Below are 15,998 nucleotides of genomic sequence, written 5' to 3'. Positions count from 1 at the left end.
GGTCAGAGCTTCTCGGCGCCCGCGCGGAACATGCCGATCACGAGCTCGCTGGCGCCGTCGATCGCGCGGCGCATGGTCGAGCCGGTGCCGATCGCTTCGGCAGCATAGACCGGCGTTTCCACCGCGATGGCGCCGCTGCGCCAGACCTTGACCACGCCGACCCTCTGGCCGGCCTCGACCGGCGCGCGCACCGGGCCGCTATAGACGATGCGGGCGATCAGCTTGTCGCTGCCGTTCTTGTGCACCATCACCTTCACGGGCGTCTTGGCCACGAGCTTGACCGAGCGGCTCTCGCCGCCGAACACCTTGGCGTAGCCGACGGGTTGCTCGGCCGCGATCAGCACGCGGGTCTCGAAATTGCGGAAGCCCCATTCCAGCATCTTCTTGGCTTCCGTGGCGCGGTCTTCGGGATCGTCGAGCCCGTTGACCACGACGATCAGGCGCGTGCCGTTTTGCACGGCCGAGCCCACCATGCCGTAGCCGCCTTCCTTGGTGTAGCCGGTCTTGAGACCGTCAGCGCCTTCCATCGAATTGAGCAGCGGATTGCGGTTGGGCTGGCGGATCTTATTCCAGGTAAACTCCTTTTCGCCGAACAGTTTGTAGAACTCGGGGAAGTCCAGGATGATGTGGCGGGCGAGGATGCCGAGCTCGCGCACCGTCATCTTGTTGCCGGGATCGGGCAAGCCGTTGGAGTTGGCGAAGGTCGATCGGGTGAGGCCGAGCTCACGCGCTCGCTTGGTCATGAAGTCGGCCGCGAAAATCCGCTCGTTGCCCGCCATGGCTTCAGCGAGCGCGATGCAGGCATCGTTGCCGCTCTGGATGATCGCCCCGTGCAGGAGATCGTCGACCGAGACCTTGCTGTTGATGGCGGCGAACATGGTCGAGCCGCCCGAGGGTGCGCCGCCCCTGCGCCAGGCGTTCTCGCTGATCCGGTACTCATCGGTCAGCTTGATGTCGCCCTTCTTGACGGCGTTGAAGACGACCTCCGCGGTCATCAGCTTCATCATGCTGGAGGGCGCGCGCAGCTCGTCGGCGTTCTTCTCGAACAGCACGCTGCCTGAGGAGGCCTCGATCAGGATCGCAGTCGGGGCGTCGCCGTCGAAGCCCGTGTCTTCCGCCTTCTTGGCGCCCTGCACGCTCTGGTTGGCGGCGTAGAGCGCCCCGCCCGAGCCGATAGCCGCGGCCAGAACCGCCGCGATCAGCCCGCGCGCCAGCGCACCGGCGGTGAACCGGGAGCGACGAAGCAAAGAAGGACGAAATGCCATGGCCAAGCCCTGAGAGCGGCGTTCTAGCAGTTGGAACAGATGCGAACAACACGGAGCTGGACGCTTGTCCCTGAGATTGCACGATTCTCCTCGCGCCCCTATCGTGGCATCTTATATTTCCCGACCAAACCCCTGAAACAAGGCGGAAAAGCGAATGTCCTCAACCCGGATGATCAAGGCCAACGGGGTCGAGCTCTTCATCCGCGAAGCCGGTCAGGGGCCGCTGGTGGTGCTGTGCCATGGCTGGCCGGAACTGTCCTATTCCTGGCGCCACCAGATCCCGGCGTTGGCAGAGGCCGGGTTTCACGTCGTCGCCCCCGACATGCGCGGCTACGGCCAGAGCACGGCGCCGGCTGATGTTGCCGCCTACTCCATCTTCGACACGGTCGGCGATGTCGTCGGCCTCGTGCAGGCGCTGGGCGAGAGCAAGGCGATGGTGGTCGGCCACGATTGGGGCGCACCGGTCGCCTGGCACGCGGCGCTGTTCCGCCCCGATATCTTCACGGCGGTCGCGGGCCTGAGCGTGCCGCCGCCGTTCCGCGGCCGCGGCAAGCCGCTCGATTTGCTGCGCCAGGGCGGCATCACCAATTTCTACTGGCAGTATTTCCAGACGCCCGGCGTCGCCGAAGCCGAGCTGGAGCGCGACGTCGCCCGCACCATGCGCATCGTGCTTGGCGGCCGCGGCCTCGCCGACCCCTCGGCAGCCATGTTCGTGCAGGAGGGCAAGGGCTTTCTCGGCCATGCAGGCGCCGAGGGGCCGCTGCCCGGCTGGCTGAACGACGCTGATCTCGCCTATTTCACCGAGTGCTTCCGCAAGTCCGGCTTCCGCGGCGGGCTGAACTGGTACCGCAACATCGACCGCAATTGGGAGCTGACGGCCCCCTGGCAGGATGCGCAGATCCACCAGCCCTCGCTGTTCATCGCCGGCTCCAAAGACGCCGTCATCACCGGCCTGATCGGGGCCAAGCGCGTCAACGAGCTCGAGCGCGTGCTGCCCAAGCTGAAGCGCAAGCTGATCCTCGAGGGCGCCGGCCATTGGGTGCAGCAGGAGCGGCCCGAGGAGGTGAACGCGGCGCTGGTGACGTTCTTGAAGGAAAGCGCGGCTCAGTAGAGGCCGCGACCGCTCAGGATGCTGCGGGCCTCGGCCGCGCCGTCCGAGGTGTAGGCGGCGGACGGAGCGCTCTCCGTCGCGTAGCGGCCGTCCTCGTCATAGGACACGGCGCGCGCGTTCTGGAGCGCCCGGCCCCGGCTGCGGCTCGAGGCCGACATTTCCGAGGTCGCATTGAGCGAAGCCATATCCGCCGAGCTGTTGCCGAGATTGTAGGGCCTCCCCTCCGGCATCGGAACCTCGCCGCGAATGGCACCGCGGCTCGATGCGGGCAATTCCGGCACGAAAGGCTTGGCCGAAGCGACCCGGACCATCGAGGGCGTCGGCGCCGGAATGCCGGTACGCAAGGTCGCCATCAGCTGGCGGTCGTCGGAGCCTTCGAGCGGCGCCCGGCCGACATATTCGACCCGGACCTTGGCGACGCCATTGCCTTTGAATTCAAGGAGTTCGGCGGCCTTGTTCGAAACGTCGATGAGCCGGTTGCCGTGATAGGGCCCGCGGTCATTGACGCGGACGATCAGCGACTTGCCGTTCGACATATTGGTCACCCGCGCGTAGGACGGCATCGGCAGGGTCGGATGCGCCGCGGTCAGCGAGGCCATGTCGAACACTTCGCCATTGGCGGTCAGGCGGCCGTGGAAATCATCGCCGTACCAGGACGCCATGCCCTCGGCGCGGTAGTTGACATCCTCCTCCGGCACGTAGGTCCGGCCCGCCACGACATAGGGCTTGCCGACGCGGTAGGTGCCGCCACCCTTCGGGACCGGGTCGCCCCAGGCCACGACCCTTGGGCTCGAGGACACGCCGTATTTCGGATCGACGCGGCTGGCGAACTTGTTCGAGGAGGCGCAATTGGCGAGAGCAAGGCAGGTCGCGACCGCCGCAACACCGCGCACGGCCCGCAAAACCGAATCTGACCGTCGGATCCCCATTCGCCCCAAATACCATTTCGCCGGGCGCGTACCCATCCCGCTTTAGCCGCGGGGAGCGCCGTCCGGTCCTTGTAATCCGAGGCGGCCCACCACCGCATCGGAAGCGGTAACGATAACGCAACCCGAACACGGCGGAAATGGGGAGCCCACGGCGATCACGCCGGGATGGTAAACGGGACGTTCGCTCGCCTCCGTTGATCTACGGAGCGTGGGCGCCCTGCTCTGTGCCAAGGCTGGACATTCTGTTGCGCCAAATCCTCACTCCACCCCCATTGTCACGCCGCTCACCGAAATTCTTTTGACTGTGCAAGGCCGCACGCGTTCTCTCGAATGCAAGGGCGGGATGTGGAATTTAACGATGATCGAGACGGTTTCGGCACTGATGGGTCTGGTAAGCGCGGGGATCTTCCTGGCCCATGCGTTTGAAGGTTACCGCACGAGGGCCTGAAGGCACTCGCGCGGGGCGGCAAGCATCACCTCTTTCAAGGCGGCCCGTTCGGACAATTTTAATCGATCCGATCGAGCATCGAGGACGAGAGCGGCAGGTGTCCCATGCGCAACCATGACCTCGTATCCGATGGCTTCCTGGCATTGACCGCGGGCGGCTTGGTCCTGCTCTGCTCGGGCCTTGTGGCCCTGGCCTTCGGCTGATCTCGGACGAGATCGTCGCACTTTCCCGACGACGACCGTGCCGTGCTGCAAACAGGTGTTTGCCCGGATTGTCCCGCTCCCGTTTAGTTGATTGAATTTCCGCCTTCGGCGCCTCGACTCAATTTCAAGAGGCCATCACCGACGAGGGTGACTCACATGCTTGCCGAGAAGTTTTTCCTGGTTCTTGAATCCCTGATCCGCGGCGATCGCACCTATCCCGACGGAAGTCCCCGGGTCATCAGCACCTCCCCGCACGTGCCGGTGAAGCTGCCGAGCCGGAAATAACCGGCTCGCCGCGAGCCCGGTGACGCGCCGCTCAGCGCAGGCCCAACAGCGAGCGGCGATAGCGGCCGTCGCGGGCCTCGCCCAGACAGACGAAGCTGCCGTCAAAGCCCTGGCGATATCGCTTCTGACCCCTGGTGTAGTAGACGCCCTTCCTGAAATCGAGCCAGACCACCTGATCGTGCGGACAATGGCGCTGCGCCTGCGCTTCGTAGCGGAACGGGGTCAGCGGCGTTGCCGACACGTCTGTGCCGCCGGCGCCGGCCATGATCGCGGCAGCGAGCGCGATCCCGCCCGGCCATTTTCCACTGCGAAACACGCCCCGCCTCCCGATCTTGATCCCGGTCCTGGCCGCCCGCGCGACGGCCGACCGGCACGGTAGCACGAAAATGGCGCGATCCCTGGAAAGCGACCAGTTCGCCGCGTCTTCCGCCGGCCATCTTGCCGGGCTACATGGCAGCGAGATCATCTCGATGCGAGGATCCTGCCTGAATGTCGGTTGAGACTGGATTCCAATCCGAACTCCGCACCGAAGCCCGTCCGCCCTCGCCGCGCCTGGGCCTGCTGCCGATGATCATCTTCGGTTCGCGCTGGCTGCAGCTGCCGCTCTATCTCGGACTGATCGTGGCGCAGTGCGTCTACATCGCGCTGTTCCTCAAGGAGCTCTGGCATCTGTCCTGGCACGCGCTCGACCTCACCGAGCAGCAGATCATGATGAGCGTGCTGGCGCTGATCGACGTCGTGATGATCTCCAACCTGCTGGTGATGGTGATCGGCGGCGGCTACGAGACCTTCGTCTCGCGGCTCGACCTCCAGGGTCATCCCGACGAGCCGGAATGGCTCGGCCACGTCAATGCCAGCGTGCTGAAGATCAAGCTCGCCATGGCCATCATCGGCATCTCCTCGATCGCGCTGCTGCGCACGTTCATCGAGGCCGGCAATCTCGGCTCGAACCGGGCCAGCTACACCGAGAACGGCGTGATGTGGCAGGTGCTGATCCACATCACTTTCATTGTCTCGGCGCTCGGCATCGCCTATGTCGACAAGCTCGGTGATTCCGGCGCGCGCAAGCACGCCGAATGAGGTACAACGACCGGCCTTCCTATTTGCCTATTTGTCGGCTTCGAGCTGTTGCATGACCTGGCGCAGGTACTCCAGAAGCTTCTGCGCGACCTGCTCGCGCGCCACACCCTTGGCGGCGAGATCGCCCGACACCTTGCTCACGACGTCGTCGATCGTCTGCCTCTCCAGATTGTCCGTGACCAGCGCCGTTGCGTAGTTTGCCGCCTCCTCGGCGCTGAGGCCGAGCTGGCTTGCGGCCCAGAGCCCGAGCAGCCTGTTGGACCGGGCCGTCGCCTTGAACATGAGCTCCTCGTCGTGGACGAACTTTGCTTCAAAGCCCTGCTCGCGCTTGTCGAACGTGGTCATGGTCAGCTCCATTCTCGCTTTCGCTGAAGGGGTCGCACTGGCTGGGAGCGAACGTCTCCGTCATTCACGTCAGTTGAGGATCATTCGAAGCTTCCTCCCGAAACGCAAACGCCGTCAAGCCCGCCGATAGGTGGGCGACCGGGCGCACTCAAGCTGGTTCTTGAGCGCGACGGGAACGCCAACCGGCATGAGCCGCCGGCGTCAGTCGAAAGATCGATCTAGGAGATTGTCAGCGCCGACCGCGTTTGGTCAGCCCTTCGCCGCGGCCGCCTCACGCGCGAGGCGTTCGGCTTTCAGCCGCTCCTTATTGGCGTAAAACGCCTTCTGCGCCTCTTCATGATCGCGCATGGCCTTTTCGGCCTCGATCCGGCGCGCCGCATCGCGCGCCTGGCGCTGCTCGGGGGTCAGGGGTTTGCGTCGGAAGGAAAGCTCTTCAGTCATGGCGACACAACGTGGCGGCGAGGAAAAAGTTCCGCATGGTCGAGCTGAAGCATAGGCGCTGACCACCAAAGTTGGCGAAAACAACCCCATGCACAGTAGCTAAGTCTTGTTGGCACAACGACTTTTGCATTCGCGCAAAAGCCGGTTGACCCGTCGGGCAAAACAGTGGCATTCTGCCATCTTCGGAAAATCGTTAGTGAGGTGATGGGCCTCCACGACGATCGTCTCCCGTCGGCAGACAATCCTAGATCTCGATTTCCGCAATCACGGGCAAATGGTCTGAATAGGCCGTTGCCTCTCCGTCGGTCCAAATTCTCCCAAACCGGCTATCGGGCGTGGCATAGATCCTATCAAGGCGGAGAACGGGCAAACGCGCCGGGAAAGTCCGCAAGCGCGTACGGTTGGGGCAGACCTGCGCGAGCACGCGCCGCACCGATTTCACCCAAAACCAGTCATTGAAATCGCCGAGGACGACGGTCCTTCCAGGTCTCACCAGGCTTACCAGGGCCTGAGCTTGCGCATAGCGCTCGTGGATACTTAGGCCGAGATGAGTGGCCACTACGCGCACATTGCCGACCGGTGTCAGCAGTCCCGTGGCAATCGCTCTGCGTGGCTCCCGCTCTCGATACGACACGTCGAGGATCTCGGGCACGCCAGAGAACGGAAAGCGGCTCAGGAGCATCTGACCGTACTCGCCATCCTCGGCGACAATCGACTTAGCGTGAACCCCGTGATCGCCGACAACACTCGCCAACTTCGCAAATGGATCGTCTGATCGCGATCGCGAATCCACCTCCTGAAGTGCGACGACATCAGGGGCCCACTTGCGAACGATCGAGCAAACACCCTCCAAATCGAACTTCGGATTGAGATTGAACGTGCCATGCACATTCCATGTCATGAAGCGCATCGCCGCCATCAGCGCCTCCCGGCGAGCCAGGTCGCGACGAATTGTGCGCCCGCGCAGATCCCCAGCCAGCCCAAGAACGCCAGAGCCAACAGCAATATGTTGCTCCAGGACGCATTCCTGGCGAAGTCTGCGATCTGAGCCCCCAGAACTGCCATGGCGAGAATACCGGGCATCATGCCCAGCAGAGTTCCAACCATGAAGTCACGTAGAGGCAGCGTGCTCGCACCAGCCACGACATTCACCACCGAGAACGGTGCTATCGGAATCATCCGGATGACGACGACGGCTAGAATCCCCTTGCCCACAACGCGTTCCTGGATGCGCGCTGCACGTCGGCCGAGCAACTGCTGGAGGCGTTGTCGGCCGAGTCCCCGCCCGATCGCAAAAAGGATGAAGGCGCTGAGCAAGACGCCCGCCATTGCGGTGATGAAGCCTAGCCAGGGTCCCAGTGCGGCAGCAGTTGCTGCAATGAGCACGAGAACCGGAAACACGACCAGCCCGCCAACGACGAAAGCTGCGATAGCGAATAGTGGCCCCCATATGGACTGCGAGTAGGCAGACAGATACGCCGAAATATGAGGCGCGTCGGTAAAGTCGCTCAAAGGCGTGTACGACCAAGCCATCGTCAGTCCAAATAGCGCCACCGTTATCGACGCGATCCCTATTAGGGTCTTCGTGCTCCACATGCGAGATGCCGCCCGCTCCAGATGAAGCGGACGCTCCGGGTCTGCTACCGGCTGAACCATTGTGGCCAGCGCACTGGTCAGGACCGAGGACTCCACTTCCCGCAGCGTCTTCGCCCCATCAGCTCCCGACACGTCGTCCAGGAGCGCAAACAGACGATCCTCGTTTTGCGTTATGGTCAGTTCGTCGAGACCGCAGAAATGTGCGATCAGGCGACGGCGGACCGAAGCGATGAAATTCCGATGCTGGTCGGATGCCGCTTCAAAGATCAGGTCACATTCGCTATCGGCGCCCATCGAGCGATTGTTCAGGTTAGCCGAGCCGGCCCTCAAGATCCTGTTATCGACGATTATGAGCTTGCTGTGCACCATCACGGCAGCTTCGGTATCTCCGCTGCGTGAGACCGGGTAGACGAAGCGGATGCGATCAGCGACTCCAGCCTCACTGAAGCAGTCGATGAAGGCACCGCGGCCATTCTGCATGGCTTGGGATTCCAACCACGATGAATGCAGTTTGGGAGTGACGACCAGAACCCGAAGCGACGGCACGCGAAGCATCTGCTGCGCCAATTCACGCGCGATCTTGGTCGCGCTGGTAAACTGGTTTTCGATGTAAACGAAGCTGGTCGCCGACCGGATCGCTGCAGTCAATGAGCGCTCGACCTCCTTGATGGTCGAGCCTGCAGGACAGACCACCTCGGTCCTGGCGATACCAGCCGGCAAGTGCTCGGCCTCCACCGGCACATTGGCCGGCCACCGCATGTTCCCTAGCCGGCGCCGATGATGGGTCTGTTGACCTGAAGCACGCCAGCGTTCCTCCGCGAGGTCGAACAGCCACGCTGCGGCATCCCCATCGACCATGCATTGAACATCATGAAAGGGAGGGTATGGCTTGCCCTCAGGGTCGCAGCGCAATGGATGCTCGGCACGATGATCGCTGGTGTCCCAGCGCCTGATTGTCAGATCGAGCCCGCCAACGAACGCCAGTGAACCGTCGATACAGACCATCTTCTGGTGTTGGGCCGAACCAAACGGAAGTGTGCAATCGAGACAAAAGCGGACGCGGCCAGATGTTTCGGCAGTAAATTTTACCGCGGAATTCCATTCTCTTTCGGAGGCATAAAAGGAGACAAAGTCCCAGACAAGGATGTCGATCCGCAAGGTCGGGCGGCGTTGAACGAGCGCGCGTAGCAATGGGCCAAGCTGTTCCGGCAAGCCATCATCCGCTCGTCCGGAAGCTCCGACCAGCCTGGTTGCACTATGGATGTCCCATCCGATGATGTAGACCTGTTCTTGCGCCTCCAGCAGCGCTTCCCGCAGGGCCGAGAAATACGCGGCAGCATCGTTCAGAACCGTCACGCGCCGCGCTTCGCACCGCCTCCAGACGGTGTCTCCGGGGATCAGGGTCGATGAACTCTGAAGCAGATGGACCTCGCAAATCGCATTCGCGGCTCAACGTCCTGAATGCTTAGGGAGTTCCACGTCCTCTGGACGCAGGGTTACAAAGACGAAGGTGATCTGTTGGCACCACGCGCCTGGGTTCAGAACCGGAGTATCCCGAACAGAAAGAGCAGCGCCACAGTGACCAAGCCGGAGATCAACAGCGAGCCGAGACACCCCAGCCGGTTCGAGAAAAAGAAGAACATGTGTGCTCGCCGTGAAGCCTCCTGCCGGGCTAATTTTTCAAATTCGATAGCGTTCCGGATGGTGTTCCTGGAAACGGGGTAAGAACCAATCTCTGGACGAGACGTTGAATCTCTGATGTCCGACGCTTTTGACTATTTCCGAGCGCATGCGGTCCGAGCCCTTTGCAAGGCCCGGGCGATGCCCCGCGGACGAATGAAGCATCTCCAATTGGTGGTGGCCCGGATCTACCACCTGCTTACCAAGGAGGCCGCGTACGGCCCGAACCTGCAGCATCTGGACGACTTCCGGGCAGCCCAGAAGCTGGAGAGGTCGATTGACTGATGTCTTTGTGGATCAAGCAGCCCGGTCCACTGCGACGTTGGTGCAAAGACGCCTAAGTAGACAACGCGATACAAGCCGGAGCGAGTGAGTGGCGGCCGCTGACACCACAACCGTGGCTGAACTCCGCGGGAGTACGCGCAGCGGACTGCGGTGAGTGGAGGCAACCCCTATCCCAGGAACGCTCGCGGGGCTTTCGCGTCTTCTGAAAGAAGAGACGTGCCTATGCTTCCAGCCACGCCCCCGAACCCCACCCTATTCCGCTGCCCCAAATGCGGCGAACCACTCAGTCTGGCGGAGAAGCTGTGGGACATGAAGGCAGCCCGCTTCATCCGGGTGTACAAATGCCGGTGCGGTGAACTGCTCTGGGATGATCAATCGTCCGCGGAACGCAGCTAAGGCAACCGAGCCGCCTCGATTGGAGTTGCCGCCGATCTCGAGCACCGCGACGCCCTCGACAGGTCAACAGTCACTTCAGCTAGTCGGCGATTGTGCCCTCAATATCGAGCTCAGCTGACCGCGGCAACGAAGCCGCATTGTGCGCTGAATTGGACGCACACCCCATCCGAAATCGCATCTAAGTAATTGATTTTGTTGAATTGTGGCGGAAGAGGTGTCTTGGTCAACCCTCTTGATATCACATGGCTTTTCGCCCTGCGTCGCGAGCAATCTACGGTCTTAGCCACGGTGAGGGCCTGAAACCGTAGCTTGGACAAACCTGCGAATGCGTGATTCTTATCCTGCCCTCAGCGCAAGGGGGCGGATCATGGATGCAGTGTCGGCGGTCGGCTGGATCGTTCTGATAGTCGTGTTTCTGGGAGTTGTGGCCGGCGCCGGCCGGCGAAGGTGAGCAGCTTAAAAGTAGGGCCAGACCACTGAGCGGCCCGTTTTGGTGTCGAGCACCTTCACGCACTCATCGGCGCTCCCGGTATCGTCCCAAACCCACCTGAAGCGTCCAGGAGGATATTTCGACATCTTGGAGAGCCCGCCCTCGTACGGAAGATCATGGGCTTCGTACGCCTGTTCGGCGAGTTCCAGTGCCCGATAGATCCCCCCACTGTCGATCGTGTTCGTTCTTCCCGCGGTCCAAGGCGCATCATGTATAGCCCTGTTGCACGCCTCCACGTAGAGCTTGGCCTTTGCCCGCCTGATCTCCGGCTCGTGCTTGACCATGAGTCCAACTCCTTGAGCGGAGCCTATCACGAAAGAAAACGCGGGACCGAAGCGAGACCCTAGTTCATCTTCTGACGTAGCTTTCTGATGAGCTCTCGGAGGTTGGTGGCGTATTCCTCGACGATCCGGCGCGCCTCGTCCAGGCGCGACGGCTTGGCTTCCTTACCCTGGGGTTGTTTTTCGGATTCGGGCTTGTCCCTATATGGAGCGCCGTACAGGCGGGTACCGCTTGAGCTAGATCAAGGGAGCGGTGCTAACTGAGGCGGCCTTAAGCAAAGCGGGCCCGGTGTGCCTAGGAGGCCGGGCCCATAGCCTCAGCAACGGTTGCACCGTCGTTCGGCTATCAGCCCCTTAAGTGCCAGAGAAAACATTCGTTCCTTCCAGAAATTAGGACACTTATGGACAGCACAGAACAAACGACCGCAGGAGCCGCTCTGGAACAGCCCCAGCGGCCGGTGCCGCGACGTTCCGCACGATCGGCAGGGCACGCCAATTGCTAGCACAGAGGCCCGCCAGCGCGAACCGGCGGGCCTCGTGTTCACCGCCTCAGCCGACGGGCGTGCGCAGCCAGCCGCTGCCGGTTGCGCTTCCTGTGCGATCGGCGCTGGCGCTTCATTCCGGCCCCTCCTGACCGCGATAAGCAGCCTCGTAGTGCTTGCGGAAGGCCTTCGTCATGATGGTCAGCTGAGCTACGGCGAACACAGCGAGCTCGAGCCCGCGAGACCCCTGCTCGTCATCCGGCAAAGAACACTCCTGGATTGCATGTTGCTGGCGTCTTCCTGATGGAAGATCGGACGCCGGCGGGACCTCGCGGTCCTGGAAGATCTTGACGATCGTGCAGATCTGGAGGCCCGCCGGCGCTCTGGGTCCGGGCACGAACGGTAGAGAGGGCTAATCGCCCGCTTGCAATCCAGTGCTCGCTCCGGACCCGACTAGGATGAGGGAGGTCGGTATGAGCGGCAAGCGTGTCATTGGAATTGATGTCGGCAAATCCTGTTTGGATGTGGCAGCAAGGGACCGCTTCGGGAGTTTCCTAGGCTCCGCGATCATCCCATCATGATTTGGTTAAGATTGTCCATTCCCTTGCAGGGGAAAATTTGCGTGTGTGCGCCTTGATGTGGCTCGGCGTCAGCGTGCCATGGAGGCGTATAGCGATGGGACAAACGACCCGAGTTTTGAAGCGGGCGCACCTTCTGCCCGATCTCCTGAAAATGCTTCAGGAGCTCGAGGAGCTCCGAGAGAAGGTCCGGCTCGCCGAGACCGGCCGCGTGCTGCATTAGCTATATCCCCTGCGCTCGCCCCCTGCTGAATTTGCGTCGATTCCATCCGGGCGCTTCGGCGCGCTTGCGTCACTCGCCCACCCGTAAATTTCCCAATATTGCGCGCGTCGAGTTCATTCGATCATTTCGAAATGAGATCGTCGAAGCCAAAGGAATGGACTGAGGCTGAGCGGAAGCGGCTTGCGTGGCTGGTACGTCGTCGTGTCGTGTCGGAGATAGCGGCGGCGCTTGGTCGGCACACCGGATCCGTGAGGCGAATGGCGCGCGCAATGGGGCTTATTCTGAAAAAATAATCTTACCCGCCTTCCAGCCTCATCCCTTGCCCTCCCGCTGCGGTTGCCGTTGGATGACTGTAAGATTTGGGGGAGGCTTATGCATATTTTTCTGATTGCAGCGCTGTGCGTTGAGCCAGGCGGCTGGTCGATAGCGTCCGCGACAGTGCAGGTGGTAAAGTGAGCGTCACCCCAGTTGCGCTTCATAGAGCTTGGGCCATCGGTGCCTTCCGATGGACCGTGTTTTTCTTTGTGGCTATTGCCGCCTTCGCTCAGCGGGATGAGAAGACTGGCACTATCCTGGCAACGCTGGTTTTTTTAATCGATGTGGTATCCTGGAATATAGCAGAGGTGGTCATTGCGACTACTTCGGCCGCCGCAAACCAACAGTGGCACAGCACACTCTCTGACAGGTTTATCATGGAGAAACTGTTGAACCGCGTTCGCGATCGACAGCCCATTGAGTTTGAACAGATCTCGCAAGAAGGCACTCGCGCAGCAACGGAAGACGTTAACACATTCCTGAAAGACAATACGCTTTGGTCAGAGTGGGGCGGCTTCCGCAAAGGGCTTCTCGGCCTCGGTTACTACCTGTGGTTTTGGCTTCAATACGGTTTGTTCTACGGCGCGGCTGGGTGGATCGGCTCGAGTTTGCGCGGGCCTTACGGCTACTGATTTTCGACCAACCTCTATTGACTGCCCCTGCTCTTGCCTCAGGTTGTCCGAGGTTGAGACGAACCAGATTTTCGAGAGGCTGCGACCGAATGGATCGGTCGAAAGCCCTGCAAAAATAAAACGAAACGCAACTACAACATCGAGCACTCGACATGACAAACAAGGAACCCTCCATTGTCGCCGAGCCGGAAGACGGCGGCCATCAACAATGGAGCATGGAAATCGACCAAAGCACGCTCAAAGCGCTGGAGACACCACTGGCGAAAGAGTACGCGGAGAACTTGTTACTCCAAAACGACATGCAACGCGCCCTTGCCACAATGGAGTGTTGGCAGCGTCGGTTTGCGTCTTCATCAGATCCCGAGGAACGCCTAATTGCGGCAAGCCTGTTCCGTGATGCGATCATCCAGTTCGTTGGTTGCTTTGACAAAACGACTTTCGGCCGACGAAATATATGGCGGCGACCCAAACGGCCTGTCCTCTTTTCAGTGGTTTAAGGACACGCGCGACGCCTATGCTGGTCATAAGTTCGGCGCGCAGCGGCAATGCGTCGTCGGCGTGGTCTTGAAGGATGGACAGCGGGGAGTCGGCCACCTAATGGCGATTTACCGCGGTCAGAATAAATCCGACGACGACGTCCTCCGAGCTTTTATGCAGACCGCAGCAAACCACCTTGATACTCGAGTAGCCGAGCTACGAAAGAAGGTTGAGGACGAAGTAGCAAAGCTCTCGATCGACGAGATAAGCAAGCTCAAGGACGCGTCCGCGCGAACTTTGCGAATGGATGAGGCGAGGTTCAGCAGGGCTGATCTCAATCGAGAGAAGCCAGCCCCAAAGCGCTAAAACCGTGCGGTGCGCCATCGCTGGCGCCGTAGATGAATAGACGATGAATGCCGCGCGCGGCCGGTTATGAAATTCATTTTCTTCCGGGGAAACCGCGGGGCTTGTGGCGTTTAGTTCCTACAAACCCAATGGGAGGAACTGAAAATGCCATTGACCAGCGCAGCAGCTGCTGCAGTCCTTGCGCTCCAGCTCGGGACACCCGCAGTAGCCCAGACCGAAACGCCCAACTTGGTTCAGGTCCGTGAAGGGCCATGCAGCTACGGGTACGATACCGACATCTACGGACGATGTTATCCGAACGGCGTCATTCCGCCGGAGTATCAAGCCGCACGCCAACCCCGCGCCTACTACGAGCCGCGCCGATACTACAGGGAAGAGTACCGCCCACGGTGGCGACACCGCTATTACCGCGACGACTATTGAGCGGTAGCCGTCGGCGATCGCTACCAAGCGTGCGGATTTGGCGTGAACACGACGTCCGTCGCCGATACCGACGTCAAATTCGTAGTCGCTCCAGATTGACCGTTGGTGACCAGCCGCGTGCAGCCGTTGAGGGCCATCGGCGGGCTCAGCATGAAGTTTCCAGCGATGTTCACGCCGGACAGGGTGAACATTCCGACGCAGTCGACGCCGCCAACCACCGAGCGCGCCTTGACCATCCCTTTGGATATATCCGTGGGGATGTTGATAGTGACGGGAGAGACGACCTGCTCGGCGTGGAGACCGGTGATGTCGACGAAACCGCCGTCGATGGCCAATCCGTTGGCTCGCGGCCCACCGGATCCGGAGGAGAAGCCGGAAACGTTGAGATTGACCATCAAGACCTGAGTAGAGCCATAGTTGATGTAAACCTGTGCGCCATTGAAGCCGCTGCAGTTTGCGTCGGACTTGCCACCCTTAAACTCGACGCTGTCCATCCAGATATATGTCGCGCCGCCATAGCCGGTTTCGTAAGTGGCCCCTCGACCGCACCCACCCGGATAGATCGCCATCCGGCGCGGGGTAACGACCGGGAACGAAGACGACCAGTCGCTACGGCGTAAGCTCTTGTTTTTGTTGGGGATTCGAAACGGCTAGATACAGAGGGAAACAATGTACTGGCGGAAGGGGTGGGATTCGAACCCACGGTACCCTTGCGGGCACGCCGGTTTTCAAGACCGGTGCCTTAAACCACTCGGCCACCCTTCCAAGCCCGGAATGGCTGTCGCTTAACGCAGTCGACCGCGCAAGGCAACGCGAAGTTGGCGCCCTGCCCCCCACTCTTCTCCTGCCCTGATCTGTCAGGCGAGCGTCAGCCTGTTCCTCTAGCTTGGACAACACCGCTCGGCCGCCCACCGCCGCCGAACCCTCAGCAATCCCGGATACTGGCGACATCTCCCAGGGCGTCGCTGGTTGCGAGGCCCGGTTGGATTCGTCTCCATGTCCGGGCCTCGTTTGCTGGCGCACAAAAGAAAGCGGCGCCCGTAAAGGAGCGCCGCGCCAAATTGTTCTTACTGCGTCGGACGTCAATACCCGCAGGACGCGCAGCCCATCTGCACCGGGGCGTAATAGGAATAGCCCGGCGAAACCATCTCGACGCGCTGGCGCGTGGCGTATTGCGGGGGGATGCGCTCGTACTGGACACTGGGCGGGGCCACCATCACGGTCTGCGGCACCATCACGGTGCGGTACTGCGCCGGCGTGCGGTGTGCGACCACGGAGCCGGGAGACACCATCACGGTCTCGTCGACGGTGCGGTATTGCGGCGCGACGTATTGCTGCTGATAGCAGGTCGTGCACGGCGGCGGCGCGTAGCAATTGTAGCAGCCGGCGGAGGCTGCGCCCGTCATGGCAATCGCGGCGACGGCGGTGGAGAAAACGACGGCGAGAGTACGAGACATTGCGGTGGTTGCCCCAGTTGCCCGGAATGGATTTTGCTAAGGTCGAACGCAGTATACGCGGCAAAATCCTGGGGTGCCGAACTTCGTCGGCGCATCCTTAATGCGAATGGCCGATCACGGCCGAGCGGTAAGAACTCATTGACCACGCGCATTAACGCGCGATGCGCATTGGCTCCGAAGTCCGCATGCTGTGCGAGAGCGTGATCGCTG

General features: G+C 61.4%; 19 protein-coding genes and 1 tRNA gene. 8 read left to right on the top strand and 12 right to left on the bottom strand.

Annotated features, from left to right (window positions below):
• Positions 1-2: 2 nt before the first annotated feature.
• On the bottom strand, positions 3-1,265 hold the full coding sequence (locus tag ACR9YP_RS25195) for a D-alanyl-D-alanine carboxypeptidase family protein (protein ID WP_370987317.1): 1,263 nt from the start codon (positions 1,263-1,265) through the stop codon (positions 3-5).
• Positions 1,266-1,419: 154 nt separating this feature from the next.
• Between ACR9YP_RS25195 and ACR9YP_RS25190 the strand changes: the two genes are divergently transcribed.
• Positions 1,420-2,376 (top strand): alpha/beta fold hydrolase, encoded by a 957-nt coding sequence (locus ACR9YP_RS25190; RefSeq protein ID WP_370987315.1) that lies wholly within the window; start codon positions 1,420-1,422, stop codon positions 2,374-2,376.
• Here ACR9YP_RS25190 and ACR9YP_RS25185 read toward each other — a convergent pair.
• Entirely contained in the window at positions 2,370-3,305 is a 936-nt protein-coding gene (locus ACR9YP_RS25185; protein ID WP_474217415.1) for a septal ring lytic transglycosylase RlpA family protein, read from the bottom strand. The two genes, ACR9YP_RS25190 and ACR9YP_RS25185, sit on opposite strands and share 7 nt — an antisense overlap.
• Before the next feature lie 208 nt (positions 3,306-3,513).
• On the opposite strand from ACR9YP_RS25185, the gene ACR9YP_RS25180 reads away from it, so the two are divergent.
• Together ACR9YP_RS25180 and ACR9YP_RS25175 are read left to right on the top strand one after the other, a co-directional pair.
• The gene (locus ACR9YP_RS25180) at positions 3,514-3,753 is read left to right on the top strand and encodes a hypothetical protein (RefSeq protein WP_438108360.1); all 240 of its coding nucleotides are present in this window, start codon (positions 3,514-3,516) and stop codon (positions 3,751-3,753) included.
• A 359-nt stretch (positions 3,754-4,112) separates the two neighbouring features.
• Positions 4,113-4,241, top strand: coding sequence for a hypothetical protein (locus tag ACR9YP_RS25175; protein WP_256465491.1), 129 nt, complete (start codon positions 4,113-4,115; stop codon positions 4,239-4,241).
• Positions 4,242-4,272: 31 nt separating this feature from the next.
• Here the strand turns inward: ACR9YP_RS25175 and ACR9YP_RS25170 are convergent, their stop codons facing one another.
• Positions 4,273-4,506: a hypothetical protein gene (locus ACR9YP_RS25170; protein WP_474221113.1), complete on the bottom strand. Its 234-nt coding sequence runs from the start codon at positions 4,504-4,506 to the stop codon at positions 4,273-4,275.
• Between the two features lie 224 nt (positions 4,507-4,730).
• Between ACR9YP_RS25170 and ACR9YP_RS25165 the strand changes: the two genes are divergently transcribed.
• Complete coding sequence (locus ACR9YP_RS25165; RefSeq protein ID WP_474217414.1) at positions 4,731-5,321, top strand: TIGR00645 family protein; 591 nt, start codon at positions 4,731-4,733, stop codon at positions 5,319-5,321.
• 27 nt (positions 5,322-5,348) lie between these two features.
• On the opposite strand, the gene ACR9YP_RS25160 is transcribed toward ACR9YP_RS25165, so the two are convergent.
• From ACR9YP_RS25160 to ACR9YP_RS25145, 4 genes are all read right to left on the bottom strand, one after another.
• Positions 5,349-5,666 (bottom strand): DUF1476 domain-containing protein, encoded by a 318-nt coding sequence (locus tag ACR9YP_RS25160; RefSeq protein WP_474217413.1) that lies wholly within the window; start codon positions 5,664-5,666, stop codon positions 5,349-5,351.
• Positions 5,667-5,915: 249 nt separating this feature from the next.
• Positions 5,916-6,107 carry a hypothetical protein gene (locus ACR9YP_RS25155; RefSeq protein WP_370987312.1) on the bottom strand — a complete coding sequence of 64 codons (192 nt, stop codon included), beginning with the start codon at positions 6,105-6,107 and terminating at the stop codon, positions 5,916-5,918.
• Between the two features lie 244 nt (positions 6,108-6,351).
• On the bottom strand, positions 6,352-7,026 hold the full coding sequence (locus ACR9YP_RS25150) for an endonuclease/exonuclease/phosphatase family protein (protein ID WP_474217412.1): 675 nt from the start codon (positions 7,024-7,026) through the stop codon (positions 6,352-6,354).
• Positions 7,026-9,059 carry a VTT domain-containing protein gene (locus ACR9YP_RS25145; protein ID WP_474217411.1) on the bottom strand — a complete coding sequence of 678 codons (2,034 nt, stop codon included), beginning with the start codon at positions 9,057-9,059 and terminating at the stop codon, positions 7,026-7,028. Before ACR9YP_RS25145 ends, ACR9YP_RS25150 begins: the two co-directional genes overlap by 1 nt.
• 402 nt (positions 9,060-9,461) lie before the next feature.
• On the opposite strand from ACR9YP_RS25145, the gene ACR9YP_RS25140 reads away from it, so the two are divergent.
• Entirely contained in the window at positions 9,462-9,668 is a 207-nt protein-coding gene (locus ACR9YP_RS25140) for a hypothetical protein (RefSeq protein ID WP_130216847.1), read from the top strand.
• 852 nt (positions 9,669-10,520) lie between these two features.
• Here the strand turns inward: ACR9YP_RS25140 and ACR9YP_RS25135 are convergent.
• Together ACR9YP_RS25135 and ACR9YP_RS25130 are read right to left on the bottom strand one after the other, a co-directional pair.
• Entirely contained in the window at positions 10,521-10,838 is a 318-nt protein-coding gene (locus ACR9YP_RS25135) for a hypothetical protein (RefSeq protein WP_370987309.1), read from the bottom strand.
• A 612-nt stretch (positions 10,839-11,450) separates the two neighbouring features.
• Positions 11,451-11,714 carry a hypothetical protein gene (locus ACR9YP_RS25130; RefSeq protein ID WP_438108344.1) on the bottom strand — a complete coding sequence of 88 codons (264 nt, stop codon included), beginning with the start codon at positions 11,712-11,714 and terminating at the stop codon, positions 11,451-11,453.
• A gap of 278 nt (positions 11,715-11,992) precedes the next feature.
• Between ACR9YP_RS25130 and ACR9YP_RS25125 the strand changes: the two genes are divergently transcribed.
• From ACR9YP_RS25125 to ACR9YP_RS25115, 3 genes are all read left to right on the top strand, one after another.
• Positions 11,993-12,118, top strand: coding sequence for a hypothetical protein (locus tag ACR9YP_RS25125; protein WP_370987307.1), 126 nt, complete (start codon positions 11,993-11,995; stop codon positions 12,116-12,118).
• 452 nt (positions 12,119-12,570) lie between these two features.
• Positions 12,571-13,065 carry a hypothetical protein gene (locus tag ACR9YP_RS25120; RefSeq protein ID WP_474217410.1) on the top strand — a complete coding sequence of 165 codons (495 nt, stop codon included), beginning with the start codon at positions 12,571-12,573 and terminating at the stop codon, positions 13,063-13,065.
• A 152-nt stretch (positions 13,066-13,217) separates the two neighbouring features.
• A complete protein-coding gene (locus ACR9YP_RS25115) occupies positions 13,218-13,562 on the top strand; it encodes a hypothetical protein (RefSeq protein ID WP_474217409.1) in 345 nt (114 codons plus the stop codon).
• Between the two features lie 789 nt (positions 13,563-14,351).
• Here the strand turns inward: ACR9YP_RS25115 and ACR9YP_RS25110 are convergent.
• The 3 genes from ACR9YP_RS25110 to ACR9YP_RS25100 all read right to left on the bottom strand — a co-directional run bounded on the left by ACR9YP_RS25110 (position 14,352) and on the right by ACR9YP_RS25100 (position 15,737).
• Entirely contained in the window at positions 14,352-14,825 is a 474-nt protein-coding gene (locus tag ACR9YP_RS25110; RefSeq protein WP_474217408.1) for a hypothetical protein, read from the bottom strand.
• Between the two features lie 181 nt (positions 14,826-15,006).
• A tRNA-Ser gene (locus ACR9YP_RS25105) sits at positions 15,007-15,096 on the bottom strand.
• 317 nt (positions 15,097-15,413) lie between these two features.
• A complete protein-coding gene (locus ACR9YP_RS25100; RefSeq protein WP_091895582.1) occupies positions 15,414-15,737 on the bottom strand; it encodes a hypothetical protein in 324 nt (107 codons plus the stop codon).
• Positions 15,738-15,998: the final 261 nt, after the last annotated feature.

The organism is Bradyrhizobium sp. BR14999, from assembly GCF_056106085.1.
This window is presented reverse-complemented; position numbering and strand designations above follow the sequence as displayed.

Bases quoted from the DNA above. Each gene is read 5' to 3' on its own strand.
- ACR9YP_RS25185 (WP_474217415.1), bottom strand. From the start codon at position 3,305: ATGGGGATCCGACGGTCAGATTCGGTTTTGCGGGCCGTGCGCGGTGTT.
- ACR9YP_RS25160 (WP_474217413.1), bottom strand. From the start codon at position 5,666: ATGACCACGTTCGACAAGCGCGAGCAGGGCTTTGAAGCAAAGTTCGTC.
- ACR9YP_RS25140 (WP_130216847.1), top strand. From the start codon at position 9,462: ATGTCCGACGCTTTTGACTATTTCCGAGCGCATGCGGTCCGAGCCCTT.
- ACR9YP_RS25150 (WP_474217412.1), bottom strand. From the start codon at position 7,026: ATGGCGGCGATGCGCTTCATGACATGGAATGTGCATGGCACGTTCAAT.
- ACR9YP_RS25165 (WP_474217414.1), top strand. From the start codon at position 4,731: ATGTCGGTTGAGACTGGATTCCAATCCGAACTCCGCACCGAAGCCCGT.
- ACR9YP_RS25195 (WP_370987317.1), bottom strand. From the start codon at position 1,265: ATGGCATTTCGTCCTTCTTTGCTTCGTCGCTCCCGGTTCACCGCCGGT.
- ACR9YP_RS25175 (WP_256465491.1), top strand. From the start codon at position 4,113: ATGCTTGCCGAGAAGTTTTTCCTGGTTCTTGAATCCCTGATCCGCGGC.
- ACR9YP_RS25110 (WP_474217408.1), bottom strand. From the start codon at position 14,825: ATGGACAGCGTCGAGTTTAAGGGTGGCAAGTCCGACGCAAACTGCAGC.
- ACR9YP_RS25125 (WP_370987307.1), top strand. From the start codon at position 11,993: ATGGGACAAACGACCCGAGTTTTGAAGCGGGCGCACCTTCTGCCCGAT.
- ACR9YP_RS25100 (WP_091895582.1), bottom strand. From the start codon at position 15,737: ATGACGGGCGCAGCCTCCGCCGGCTGCTACAATTGCTACGCGCCGCCG.
- ACR9YP_RS25190 (WP_370987315.1), top strand. From the start codon at position 1,420: ATGTCCTCAACCCGGATGATCAAGGCCAACGGGGTCGAGCTCTTCATC.
- ACR9YP_RS25115 (WP_474217409.1), top strand. From the start codon at position 13,218: ATGACAAACAAGGAACCCTCCATTGTCGCCGAGCCGGAAGACGGCGGC.
- ACR9YP_RS25170 (WP_474221113.1), bottom strand. From the start codon at position 4,506: ATGGCCGGCGCCGGCGGCACAGACGTGTCGGCAACGCCGCTGACCCCG.
- ACR9YP_RS25135 (WP_370987309.1), bottom strand. From the start codon at position 10,838: ATGGTCAAGCACGAGCCGGAGATCAGGCGGGCAAAGGCCAAGCTCTAC.
- ACR9YP_RS25155 (WP_370987312.1), bottom strand. From the start codon at position 6,107: ATGACTGAAGAGCTTTCCTTCCGACGCAAACCCCTGACCCCCGAGCAG.